We start from the raw sequence: 12408 nt of genomic DNA, 5'->3' as shown, positions 1-12408 counted from the left end.
CATGTCAACAACTGACTTTGAAAATCATCAGAATATAGAGAATTTAGTAATGGTTTTGCCTATTTATTTTGATTTGCAAAGGCTTTTGAAATGATGTTCAGTTTTTCTGGTGCGTCCATCACATCCATGTGGACCTCTACAAAATGCATTGTATTTGGATTTTGTTCAATCGCATCCATTGTTTCTTTTAAGGCTTTTGTTGATTTCACATCATAAGTTGGAATATCATGGCCTCCGAATACAGCTGGTAACATTTTGTAATCCCACATTTGAATATCATTATAATGTGCTTTTTCACCATAAATTTTTCTTTCAACAGTGTAACCATCGTTATTGATGACAAAAATAACTGGATTCATTTTTTCTCGGATCATTGTTGAAATTTCTTGTACTGTTAATTGTAAAGAGCCATCACCAATAAGTAAGATGTTACGACGTTCTGGTGCAGCTAATGTTGTTCCTAAAGTAGATGGCAATGTGTAACCAATTGAACCCCATAAAGGTTGACCAATAAATGTTGTTGAATCTTCAATACCCAGACTATATGAACCAAAGAATGACGTACCTTGTTCAGCTAAAACAACATCACCTTTTTTAAGAAAACCTTGCATTAATTTAAAGTAATTTTCTTGTGTTAACGGTTCATCATTTAAGTCTACATTTTCAGCTTTTGGCCATACAAATTGAGGGAACTGACCTTCATAGTGATAATCGATTTGTCCAAGTGCTTCCACAATTTCAGGAAGTGCTGGTGAAGTCGATTCAAATGCTCCTATACGAACTTGACGATGATTTAAAATCATCACAACGTCATCTTTAAATTCTTGAGAAAAACCTGCAGTAGCTGAGTCTGTTAATTTTGCCCCTAAAGTAATGACGACATCGCTACCATTTACATAATCACGAATCGCTTCATCTGCAATATTGCCATCAAAAATACCCATATATTGTGGGCTTTCTTCATTAAAAGCACCTTTCCCAAGTGATAACTGTGCAACGGGTAAGTTTAAACGTTCAGCTAATTGTTGAACTTGATCTTGTAAACCAAAGCTATTGATTTGATGTCCTACAATTAAAGTCGGTTGTTTCGCATTTTGAAGTGTGTCAGTTACTTTTTCAATGATACTTGATAAGTCCTCTGACGCTTTTACTTCAGGATATTCAATTTGATCTGGCACTTCAATTTCTTTCATCGCTGTATCGATAGGTAAATGAACATGTACAGGGCGTTTTTCTTCTATTGCGACTTGGATGATTCGAGGTACCTCTGTTAAAGCGTTATCTGTTGTTAAATACGTTTGTGCTTCTGTGATATGTGCAAACATTTTACGATATGAATCAAAGATACCTGTTCCTAATGAATGGTGGACATATTTTTTAGCTTTCTCAACGACTGTTGTAGGGCCACCTGTAATGGCAATCACCGGCACATTCTCAGCGTAAGATCCTGCAATACCATTTGTTGCACTTAATTCTCCTACTCCAAATGTGGTTACCATGGCTGCTAAGCCGTTGATACGTGCATAGCCATCTGCTGCATAACTCGCGTTTAATTCATTTGTATTCCCTACCCATTGTAAGGTTTCATGTGATTCAATGTCGTCTAAAAAGGCAAGGTTAAAATCTCCAGGCACACCAAAGATTTTATCAACACCGTGTTTTGCAATTTCGTCAAATAAAAATTGTCCTACTCTTTTTTTCATTTTCATCCCGTCCTTGATTGATATTTTTTTTACAATTAGAATTCTACACGTCACTTTTAAATAAGTCAATGATATTGACCTAATAGCACTAAATCTTCTATTGAAATAATATAAACGCCGTTCTGCACTTAACATGCGGGCAACTTAACAGACACATTAGCGACTGTACTAATGATTACAAATATAAGTTAAAAGCTTATAACGACGGGCGCTTAACTGTCATAAAATATAAAAATAAGCGTCAAAAATCCATTGTTTCTATCCACCAAAAAAAACGGATTAGATTCCTCCCCTTATTTGAGTGGGGAAGACGTTTAGATAATCAAAAAAGATATATGTTTAAAGGGAAAACAAAGATTAAAGATTTGGTTTTAAATAATCATTTTGATATGTTTTGGACTCTTACTTTTGATCCGAAAAAAATGTGTTGAATCGGTTGAAGATGAGTATCGTTTTGTTGAAATGCGGAAATGGTTAAATAAGATGCGCAAAAGACATTCTAGAAAAAGTGATAAGCCGTTTATGTATATAGCTATACCAGAAAGGCATAAGAGTGGTTTAGTACATTGGCACATGGTAACAGACAATTTGGAGCCTAATTTAATTGATTCAGGTAAAACACATAAAAACAAAAGATTTATAATTGTATTGATTGGGGACATGGTTTTTCGAATGTGCATATGATGCGTTCTAAATCAAAAATCAGTAGTTATGTAACGAAATATATTACGAAAGATTTATTAAATACCCCCGCACGAAAAAACAAACGTAAATATTGGAGTAGTAATAATTTAACATTACCAACTATATATGGTGTTTCTAATGATTCTATAATGGATTTCATGCGTGATGAGCAAGATAAAGTGATAGAGCCTAATTATAGCACAGATGTGTGTGATATTTGGGTGCTTAGAGTATGATAATATGCTTTGCGACCGTGAAAACGCAAAGGGTGGAACCCGTTAAGCGTTTGGGCAGCGCGCATGAACGCAAAGCGACGCGATAGTGTTGGACTGAGATGCTATTATATTTTCATTTGTGTTGTTATACTAAAAATCATTTGTATTTTACTTTCACATATTTTGCATGTGTTTTTTGAGTTACAAAGTTTACAGTATTAATTTTTGTCTCGGCTTGATAATATATTCTTTGCTTTTTCGTTAATGTTATATCTTAGTAACCTGCTAATCTACTATATCGTTTTGAATTTGCTTTTATTGTTGTTGTTACACCATAAGTTCTACCAAATCCTAAAGTGAGATTAATACCTTTATATTGGGCACCTGTACTAAATTTTAAAGATCTTCCTGCATGTGTTGTGTATTTTGAGGCTTTTGTCCAATTAGGAGTCATATTAGAATATCCCGAAAATCTCATATTGTATCTTGTTGAAGATATAGTTTTTACTTTTTGTGATAAATCAACGGCTCTTGATTATATATTGTTGTTTTGGTTATTTAAGTACATTTTTTTATCTTCTTCAAGTACATTTTTTATCTTCTTCGCTTTCAAAGCAGATTTTGTCTCCATTTTCTTCAGTAATTGAAATATCATTTGTTATTATATCTTCTTCATAAGTAGATAACTAAGAATTATCTTGTGTTTCTGCGTTGGCAACTGACTGTGTTTTTAGTAAATTAAAACTAATTAAACAAGTGAATAAAATGCATATTATCAATTTGTTTTTCATTTTTTGTTCTCCTGTATCTTTTTATTTTTAGTTTTTTGTAGTTATAACTCAAATAGGGAGGGTTTTTATGAAGTTTTTTAATTTTTTATTTGTTTTTGTTGTGGCTTTTCTTTTAGCTGATTTGGGGATTATATATTGTTTGTATACATGGAATTTAAATTTGTGGGTTTTTGTGATTCCGTTGTTCCTTTTGATATTTTCCCTGATTTATTTAAAAGAATATAATCATCAGAAGCAAGATGAAAATAAACAGTAGCGTTACCTTTATGCCGAAAAAATTTTTGTGCTTGGAATAGAGCTATATGTTATTACAGCTTGTCTGTAAAAGTTGGTGGGGTTGAATTGGGATTAAACCAAGTTAACACCAACTAAAAAACATATAGCTCAAAGGTTCCAAGTCAAAAGGAAATTGGAATAAATAATAAAAGAGCGTGTACTAGTCTGATTAGACTGTACACGCTCTTAGTGCTATATTATAGCTAAATTAAATAAAAATTGAAAAGGAGTTTTTTTGTCTTGAGTAACAAAATTAAGTTTGTTGAAGATGATGAAAAAATATGGAGGAGTTGCAAAAATTTTTGATGGGTGGGTTGCCCGTTTCTTACTTGATTCAAAGTAATTGATTGCGCACTTTAGTACATCATCGTGTTCAAATTGTTTCCAATTCATAATAATTGCGCTAAAAATAGTCACGTATTTATCACCCATTGATTGTGTTTTCGTGCATTAATGTATGACTTAACAATTTGAGAAAGGAAGGTCCATTGTGTCTAAAATTAAAGGTCTCATGCTTACATTGAGTATTGCGATAGTTGCCACATTGCTCGGTCATTTCTTTCCTATTATAGGAAGTGCCATTTTCGCAATGCTTATTGGTATGGTGCTAAATAACTGTATTCAATTGCCGCAAACGTTAAAACCAGGGATTCAATTCAGCAGTAAAAAAATATTACATTACAGCATTATCGCCCTCGGTTTCACACTTAGCTTTCAGTCGATTGGTTCCATTGGACTTAAATCTTTGCCAATCCTTATCGTGACACTACTCGTCGCGCTCGTCGTTGTTACAGTATGTGTTAAACTATTAAAAATTGATACCCACACCGGTATACTCATAGGCGTCGGTACATCTATTTGTGGGGGTTCTGCAATCGCAGCAACAAGTCCAATCATTAAAGCCAAAGATGAGGTCATTGCTTTTAGTTTATCAACCGTGTTTCTATTCAATTTAGTTGCAGTGATTATTTTTCCACCAATCGGTCATTTTTTACATATGAGTCAAGAAGCTTTTGGTTTTTTCAGTGGGACAGCGATCAACGATACGTCTAGTGTTGTCGCTGCGAGTGCCCTTTACGGATCAAAAGCGCTTGAGGTTGCAACGATTGTTAAACTAACACGAACACTCTTTATTATTCCTATTACGATTATTCTTGCCCTATGGGTTACACAACGGCAAGAAGCTCAAAAACAAGGGGAGCGTCCTACCATTATTCGTGCGGTTCCAGGATTTATTATTTGGTTTATTGTAGCCTCACTCATCAGTACGCTGTTTAACTTTTCACATGATGTCATTCAAATTTTTAAAATGATTGCGCTCTTTCTTATCACTGTCGCTTTAGCGGGTGTCGGATTATCTGTGAAATTCAGTCAATTTAAAAAAGCAGGGCTAAGACCTATTTTGCTTGGCCTATTAACTTGGGCTGCTTTAATTGTGACAAGCCTTATTGTGTTGAGCCTATTCGGAATGCTATAAAAATGAACAAGCAAGGGGAACAGAAATCAATTAGATTTGTTTTTTTCAGTCTGCTCTTTGCTTGTTTTTTCATGTTTTCATTTCTTATTCGGTTTTTCTGTTAACTCTTGTAAAGATGAAGATTGAATCACCATTTGTCAGTTTCAATCCACAGTACAAAACCTTGTACAAATGTAAAATCAATAGTATTTATAAATTCAAAAAAATATTCAATATAATTTGCATATGAAGATAAATGTGCTTTATGATATAAGAATAGGTAAAATGTACAATCAAGGAAACTTATTCACATTCAAATATGGACTCATACTTTTATGTTTTGGATATTAATCTAAGTTTTAAATTATTTAACAATTTTAACGAAATTATGTTTTAAGCATAGACGTAACGGAAATGTAATAATATGAAACACGTACGAAACATTGTTTTAAATAAAAATCTTTATAAATAGAATCAAGTTGTTTTCTAGTGTGTCACTACAACAAATGCTATGATAGTTTCATTGATGGGTTTTGATTGTTGATGAAAACAATTTGTTTCAAACAATGGTATATCGATTCATATATTGAAAATGACTAAGGGATTCTGAAAAAAATTTTTAAACCAGAGCGGATACGTTAAATCGTGTTATTCTCTTCCCTATCAAAAGATTTAGAGCATAGTCATGCTTAAAAAATACACATCGTTGACATAAAGTCTGCTGTATTTTTATCTCTTTTATAAAGGAGGATGCTTTCACATCCTACTGGCGAAATACATAACAATAGGAGCTGGAATTAATGATTAAACAACATTGGGCTCAAAAAGTCGTAAAAAAAGCATCATCAATTATTAAGTCAGATGTACTGATCCTGAATAGAAGCGGTTACGTCATCGCAACATCAAATTCAGATAAAATAGGCGTTTTTTACCCTGCTGCCCGCCATTCTATACAACGAAATCTCCCTATCGATATTGAAAAAGAGGATATGAAATTTTGGAAGGTTAAACAGACTGGTGTCATTATTCCGATTACACATAGTGGGAAAACGTACGGCGCACTTTTTGTAGTAGGAGAGCCAGATGAAATTAGAATTTATTCACATTTATTAAAATTAAATGCAGAGTTCATCGTCGAACAAGAATTCGAACGTTCCACGCGCTTTGAAGAAACATTATCTCGAACACAGATGCTTGCACATATATTATTTAATCCACAGCGACAAATCCAAGCCTATAACCGTAAAAATGTCATTGAAAAGTTAGGCTTAAATGAAGACTTTACTGTCGCACTCATCTCGATTAATAGTACAAGTAAAACGAAAATCATGACATTGCGCCGCGCTTTAGAAGACTGGAAATTACCAGGCGATGACATTATTGAAATTTCTCCTTCTGAATATGTATTCATACTCAAATCCAATGACAATCGTGGTCAAACACAATCTGAAATCAGAGCCTCCATTGAGAGTGAGATGAAAGATGACATCTTTTCCCGCACATTAATTACACTTGGCTCCATTACTAACGGATTACAAGGACTCATACAATCTTATAATGAGGCGACAGCCCTTAAAGTGCTGATGCACGATTTAAAAATTCAAGAAGGCTTGCATACGTATAAAAGCCATGAACTGGCGACAATTTGTAATAACATTAAAAAATTCACGCCGTCGAATGAAATGTCACTTGTGTCTAACTACAAAAAATTGTTAGATTTTGGAGAAGATAAATATCTCAATGAAACGATTGAGGCCTACTTTAGAAATCACGGTAAACTCGTCAAAACGGCAAATGACTTATTTATTCACCGCAATACGCTGAACTATCGCATTAAAAAAATCCATGAAATTACAGGATGGGACCCCAATACGATAGACGGGATTGTATTATTACGAATCGCACAAATCTTATATGAAAGTGCACAATGCTAATTCAAATGATAAAAAAATAAATCATGAGGTCGAATCCAATTTCCGAATAGGGCTTCGACCTCATGATTTTTTTATGTCATTTACGGTATTCAAAGTGCCTGCAGACTATGCATGTCGTCATTTATTAGATATAATGCGGGTGTTAGGAGCGATTTTAATGAATAAAATTAAGCAATGGATTAATTCTTTTTTTGAAAAGGTCGGCCCAAAGGTGATGAAAATTATTTTTGTCACAGTTTTTATCCTTGCGATTCTTTTTATAGGTATGGCAACCGTTATACCTGAACTAAATCATAAAACTTATCAAGGGGTCGTCGTTGAAAAATATAAAGAAAATCATGGTCTAACGACTGGAACAAGTCGTTTTATCGTTTTAAAACATGGTAAAGAGACGATAAAAATTCAAAATGATGATATATTGTTGCATGGTAAATTTAATAGCCAAAGCATTCAAGAAGATATTGTAGAAGGTAAAAAAGCTGAAATTAAAACGATAGGCTTTAATTTCCCTCGAATTGGTTTTTATCCTAATCTATACCAAATCAAGCAATAAAAAATAAAACAGCTTACGTTAGCTCCAATTTATTGGAAAATAGCGATAAGCTGTTTTATTTTTTAACGTTCGTAAGTATCAATCCATTGCTGAACAGCCGGTGCAATGCGGTCGACATCGTCTATATGGACCCAATCAATATCTGTAATTTCTGCATTGATTGAAACGCGAGACCAATCAATAGCATGATTCACTTTAAAGCCATTCAATTCCGTTTGCTCATCATGTTGCGGATAAGCTTGTCCTACAACGGTTCCGACATAAATGATATTTTCAGGTTTAAACTCTAACTGTAATTCTTCTTTCACTTCTCTAATTAATGCCGCTTCCATCGTTTCACCCGGTTCAATTTTGCCGCCTGGGAAGTACATTTTATCTCTATGTCTCACTTGAACCAAGCGTAAGTGATCTGCCTTTCTATCTACTAAACAAACACACTTAATCATGCTTGCCACTCCCCTTTTCCAATCGTTTTTAAAGAATAAGACATCTTTACACACATATTCTCATCTTATAACGAATGGCATTATGACGCAATTTGAATGTCCAACTGAAACGAGGCATGAGCGTTAACTTACTGCTTGTTGATACGTTGCGATTCGATTTGAATAAACCTTTCCAATTCTTAATGCAGCTTGACGGCCTCCCATAATATTTCGCGCAAAAGGACCTAATTGTAAATCGGCTAACATTCCTGAGACAAATAAATGGGGTAACCATTCTAGCTCATCTGAAATACGAGGATAACCTGAGACTAATTGTGCTTCTGGTAAAGCCAAAATGTCTCGAAGTAAAGGCTGTGTCATTAAATCTGGCACAAAACCTGTCGCTAAATAAATGCCATCATAATGCATTTTTAAGTCTCCCGCGATAATCATATGATCTTCGACGTGATCAATGGCTGTATGATGAACAATCAATCGACCTTGTTTTTCATAATTTTTTAAAGTCATACACATATCTTTAGGCATCGAACCTTTATGGCGTTCTTGGCGATTAACAAGCGCGCGTTCAGAAAGTGGCTCTTCTTGAAAATGTTTCATATTTTTCGGACCTAACCAACCCGGATCTGCATCAAAATCATGGATCTCATAGTCTTTCTTCATCCACAAATGAATCGTCTTATCTTGATTTTCTTTAATCAATTTGATAGCTAAATGTCCAGCTGATATCCCACTGCCGACCACATGTGAAACTTCAGCAATAGGCTCTAATTGTTCACTATGAATATGTTGAACATCAGGTTGATGTTGAAATATTTGAGGTATGAATGGCGTATGATGTGTTCCCATCGCTAAAATTAATTGTTGCGCTTTAATTTTTTGCCCATCCTCTAATTCAATTTCCCATAACGTATCACATTGACAAAGGTGTCGCACCTTTTGACAAATGTGACATGTTTCTAATTCATATGCATCTATCCAATAACGCGTATGATCAAAAAACATATCCAAACGTGGCCGTTGATATTGTCCAATCATCGCCTGAACATAGCCTTCTTTTTTCGCAAATTTTTTCAAATCAAACGGCTCGGGATGACAATGATGCACTAATGGCGATCTTAAATAAGGCATACCAATTCGCCCCGTTTGCATTTCAAATTGTCCTAACAATCGCTCATGTGGATCAATCATTTTCAATTGTTCTTTCGGTAGCCCCAGGCTTCTTAATTGTAACGCAATCGTTGTCGCTTGTACGCCACCTCCGATAATAACCCATTCGTATGTCATCTTTTTCACCTATCTAAAATAGTAATAATTACGATTTATGATAAATGAAATTCGTTCTCAAATCAACTGTTTATTTATGCGAATAGCGCTTTTGATTCGATTTTTAAAGCATCTGACAATGGATGACTCTCGAACTGCAAAGGAAATCCAGCATAAAAAACCAGAAATCGAAATACGCTCGACTTCTGGCTCTTATATAAAAAGATGTGTGTACGTGTAAACCGATTAATTAATCGGTGCACCACCTGTTACACCATAAACTTGTCCTGTAATATAGCTTGCATTGTCTGACGCAAGTAACACATAGACATCTGCAAGTTCAACAGGTTGACCTGCACGTTGCAGTGGTTGATTTTGACCAAATTTTGGAAGGCTTTCTTGTGGTTGACCTCCGCTTACTTGAAGTGGTGTCCAAATAGGGCCTGGAGCAACCGCATTAACTCGGATGCCTTTAGGTCCTAATTGTGCGGCTAAACTTTTCGTCATTGAAATGTTAGAAGCTTTTGTCATCGCATAATCCACTAGATGTGCACTCGGTTTTACACCTTGGATAGATGCAGTTACGATGATGCTCGCACCAGGTTCAAAATATTGCAATGCTTCTTGAATTGAATAAATATTTGAGAAAACATTGACTTCAAATGTATCTGTTAATTGATCTGCAGCTAAGTTTTCAATTTCATATTCATATTGTTGCATACCTGCATTTAATACAAGGATATCAAGTCCATTTAATTGACTGTGGGCATCCTTAACCATTTGTTTTGCATATTTAGCATCACGTAAATCACCAGGCAGTAATACCGCTTTTTGACCTGCTTTTTCAATCACTGCTTTGACTTCTTCAGCATCTTCTTGTTCATCTGGATGATAAGCAATCGCAACATCCGCGCCTTCTTTGGCATATGCAATTGCAGCAGCACGACCAATACCTGAGTCGCCACCAGTCACTAATGCTTTTTTACCTTTTAATTTATTGGCACCTTCATATGTTTCTTCTCCACAATCTGGGACAGGCGTCATTTGTTTTTGAATCCCAGGATATTCTTGAGGTTGTTCTTCAAAATCACCATTAAAAAATTGCTTCAACGGATTATTATTAGACATGATAAAACCCCTTTCAATAGTATATGATTTCCATTCCCTTTTTATGTGTTTAAAAACATACACACCTATAAAATTATTTGTATCGTCATCTATATATAGTTTTACTTATTAAATAGTTAACAAATAAACATAAATCTTAAAAACAAAATTTCATTGTCGAATAAATATCTTATTTTTTAAAAAATTTTAACATCTACGAACTATTTATCTACACTTAGGCAAAATTTGTATTTTAAACTTATAATTTTATTAAACTTCTGTTGTATTAAAAATTAATGGAGTTGATAAAATGTATAAAATTTCAAAATTAGTATTATCTAGTTCTTTATGCTTAAGTCTTTTACCTATCTCTGACACTGCTCACGCTGAATCGAAAGCCGATATTCCTCTCAAACATGACTTTAAACAACCTGTTCATAGTCAATCTGAAGCACACGAAGTGCTTAAAGAATTACCTAGCGACATTAAAAAGAACTATGAAGATTACGAAGTCGTTAAAGCAGAAAAGGACAAACTTGGTTTTACACATTACACATTACAACCCGTTGTTGATGGTGCATTTGCGACAGACAAAGAAGTCAAAGTCCACGTGAATAAAGATAATAAAGTCGTTCTTGTCAATGGTGAAGTTGAAGCTAAAAAAGTCAAACCGACAAACGAAGTTGAAATTTCAAAAGATAAAGCCATCGACCGTGCATTCCAAAGTGTTGATGTCAAGTCATCAGAAGCTAAAAATATTGATGATCACGTTGTTAAAGAAAACAAAGTCGAAATCGATGGTGAAAAGAATAAATTCGTTTATAACATTGAATTAGTTATGACAAAACCAGATGTTGCCCATTGGGATATTAAAGTCGATGCACAAACTGGAGAAATTATTGAAAAAACGAATTTAATTAAGCATGCCGCTGCAAAAGGAACTGGCCGTGGGGTACTAGGTGATACTAAAGAGATCAACATTAACAGTATTGGTAATGGTTATAGTTTAGAAGATGTCACAGCACCTGCTGTTATGTCTGCTTATACAGTTAATGAAGCAACAGGCTCCGCTCAATTAATTACTGATAGAGATACAAACTTTACAGATAAATATCAAAGCGCAGGTGTAGATGCAAACTACTATGCGAAACAAGTTTACGATTACTACAAAACGAAATTTGGTCGTGCTTCGTATGACGATAAAGATAGTCCAATTGTATCTATTACGCATGTCAACCGTTTTAATGGACAAGACAACCGTAATAACGCCGCTTGGATTGGCGATAAAATGATTTATGGTGACGGCGATGGTGTAACTTTTACAAACTTATCTGCTGCGAATGATATCGTTGCACACGAAATTACGCACGGTGTGACACAAAGTACAGCAAACCTCGTATACCGCAACCAACCAGGTGCACTTAATGAAAGTTTCTCTGACGTATTCGCTTATTTTGTAGATTCAGAAGATTTCTTAATTGGGGAAGATGCATACACGCCAGGACGTGATGGCGATGCGTTACGTAGCATGTCTTCACCAGAACAATATGGTCAACCTTCTCATATGAGTCAATATGTCCATACTTCAAGTGATAATGGTGGCGTTCACACAAATTCAGGTATTCCGAACAAAGCAGCTTACAATACGATTCAACGTATCGGTAAAGACCGTTCAGAACAAATTTATTACAGAGCCTTATCTCAATATTTAACTTCAACTTCTAATTTCAATGATGCAAAAGCATCTCTATATCAATCTGCTTTAGATTTATATGGACAAAATGTAGCGAGTCAAGTTGCTCAAGCTTGGGAAGATGTTGGCGTATAAAAAACATTTCATCTCCTTGTAACTGTATTGCCATAACATATAAAAACGCTTATTTTTCCAAATATAGATAAAAATTGATGTTGTTAAAAGTTGTTCAATAAACCCCTCAATACATTGAACTGAATCGATAAAGGAGCGGAACAGTCATTATT

10 protein-coding genes are annotated in these 12408 nt (G+C 34.6%); 5 read left to right on the top strand and 5 right to left on the bottom strand.

Translation table 11 applies throughout. The annotated features are described in order from the left end of the window. Positions 1-59: 59 nt before the first annotated feature. Complete coding sequence (locus HMPREF1208_RS09360) at positions 60-1703, bottom strand: alpha-keto acid decarboxylase family protein (RefSeq protein WP_016426140.1); 1644 nt, start codon at positions 1701-1703, stop codon at positions 60-62. Positions 1704-2165: 462 nt separating this feature from the next. On the opposite strand from HMPREF1208_RS09360, the gene HMPREF1208_RS12680 reads away from it, so the two are divergent. Further along, the gene (locus HMPREF1208_RS12680; protein WP_420833315.1) at positions 2166-2387 is read left to right on the top strand and encodes a rolling circle replication-associated protein; all 222 of its coding nucleotides are present in this window, start codon (positions 2166-2168) and stop codon (positions 2385-2387) included. A 489-nt stretch (positions 2388-2876) separates the two neighbouring features. Here HMPREF1208_RS12680 and HMPREF1208_RS09345 read toward each other — a convergent pair whose 3' ends face one another. Further along, the gene (locus HMPREF1208_RS09345; protein ID WP_016426138.1) at positions 2877-3056 is read right to left on the bottom strand and encodes a hypothetical protein; all 180 of its coding nucleotides are present in this window, start codon (positions 3054-3056) and stop codon (positions 2877-2879) included. Positions 3057-4159: 1103 nt separating this feature from the next. On the opposite strand from HMPREF1208_RS09345, the gene HMPREF1208_RS09330 reads away from it, so the two are divergent. From HMPREF1208_RS09330 to HMPREF1208_RS09320, 3 genes are all read left to right on the top strand, one after another. After that, positions 4160-5146 (top strand): YeiH family protein, encoded by a 987-nt coding sequence (locus HMPREF1208_RS09330; protein WP_016426135.1) that lies wholly within the window; start codon positions 4160-4162, stop codon positions 5144-5146. A gap of 779 nt (positions 5147-5925) precedes the next feature. Next, positions 5926-7059 (top strand): sugar diacid recognition domain-containing protein, encoded by a 1134-nt coding sequence (locus HMPREF1208_RS09325; protein WP_016426134.1) that lies wholly within the window; start codon positions 5926-5928, stop codon positions 7057-7059. A 157-nt stretch (positions 7060-7216) separates the two neighbouring features. Next, the gene (locus HMPREF1208_RS09320; RefSeq protein WP_037559440.1) at positions 7217-7612 is read left to right on the top strand and encodes a hypothetical protein; all 396 of its coding nucleotides are present in this window, start codon (positions 7217-7219) and stop codon (positions 7610-7612) included. A gap of 62 nt (positions 7613-7674) precedes the next feature. Here HMPREF1208_RS09320 and HMPREF1208_RS09315 read toward each other — a convergent pair whose 3' ends face one another. From HMPREF1208_RS09315 to HMPREF1208_RS09305, 3 genes are all read right to left on the bottom strand, one after another. Continuing rightward, entirely contained in the window at positions 7675-8058 is a 384-nt protein-coding gene (locus tag HMPREF1208_RS09315; protein ID WP_016426132.1) for an NUDIX hydrolase, read from the bottom strand. A gap of 123 nt (positions 8059-8181) precedes the next feature. Further along, the gene (locus HMPREF1208_RS09310) at positions 8182-9342 is read right to left on the bottom strand and encodes an FAD/NAD(P)-binding protein (RefSeq protein ID WP_016426131.1); all 1161 of its coding nucleotides are present in this window, start codon (positions 9340-9342) and stop codon (positions 8182-8184) included. A gap of 225 nt (positions 9343-9567) precedes the next feature. Then, positions 9568-10449 (bottom strand): SDR family oxidoreductase, encoded by an 882-nt coding sequence (locus tag HMPREF1208_RS09305; protein WP_016426130.1) that lies wholly within the window; start codon positions 10447-10449, stop codon positions 9568-9570. 289 nt (positions 10450-10738) lie between these two features. Here HMPREF1208_RS09305 and HMPREF1208_RS09300 point away from each other — a divergent pair, with 289 nt between their 5' ends. Next, complete coding sequence (locus HMPREF1208_RS09300; protein WP_016426129.1) at positions 10739-12256, top strand: M4 family metallopeptidase; 1518 nt, start codon at positions 10739-10741, stop codon at positions 12254-12256. Positions 12257-12408: the final 152 nt, after the last annotated feature.

Origin of the sequence: Staphylococcus sp. HGB0015 (assembly GCF_000411275.1) — a bacterium.
GTDB lineage: Bacteria > Bacillota > Bacilli > Staphylococcales > Staphylococcaceae > Staphylococcus > Staphylococcus schleiferi.
The sequence above is the reverse complement of the archived record's forward strand: the minus strand, read 5'-3'. Positions and strand labels throughout refer to the sequence as shown.

Excerpts from the sequence above, each read along its gene's own strand:
- HMPREF1208_RS09360 (WP_016426140.1), bottom strand. The coding sequence starts at position 1,703 with ATGAAAAAAAGAGTAGGACAATTTTTATTTGACGAAATTGCAAAACAC.
- HMPREF1208_RS12680 (WP_420833315.1), top strand. The coding sequence starts at position 2,166 with ATGCGGAAATGGTTAAATAAGATGCGCAAAAGACATTCTAGAAAAAGT.
- HMPREF1208_RS09345 (WP_016426138.1), bottom strand. The coding sequence starts at position 3,056 with ATGACTCCTAATTGGACAAAAGCCTCAAAATACACAACACATGCAGGA.
- HMPREF1208_RS09325 (WP_016426134.1), top strand. The coding sequence starts at position 5,926 with ATGATTAAACAACATTGGGCTCAAAAAGTCGTAAAAAAAGCATCATCA.
- HMPREF1208_RS09320 (WP_037559440.1), top strand. The coding sequence starts at position 7,217 with ATGAATAAAATTAAGCAATGGATTAATTCTTTTTTTGAAAAGGTCGGC.
- HMPREF1208_RS09315 (WP_016426132.1), bottom strand. The coding sequence starts at position 8,058 with ATGATTAAGTGTGTTTGTTTAGTAGATAGAAAGGCAGATCACTTACGC.
- HMPREF1208_RS09310 (WP_016426131.1), bottom strand. The coding sequence starts at position 9,342 with ATGACATACGAATGGGTTATTATCGGAGGTGGCGTACAAGCGACAACG.
- HMPREF1208_RS09305 (WP_016426130.1), bottom strand. The coding sequence starts at position 10,449 with ATGTCTAATAATAATCCGTTGAAGCAATTTTTTAATGGTGATTTTGAA.
- HMPREF1208_RS09300 (WP_016426129.1), top strand. The coding sequence starts at position 10,739 with ATGTATAAAATTTCAAAATTAGTATTATCTAGTTCTTTATGCTTAAGT.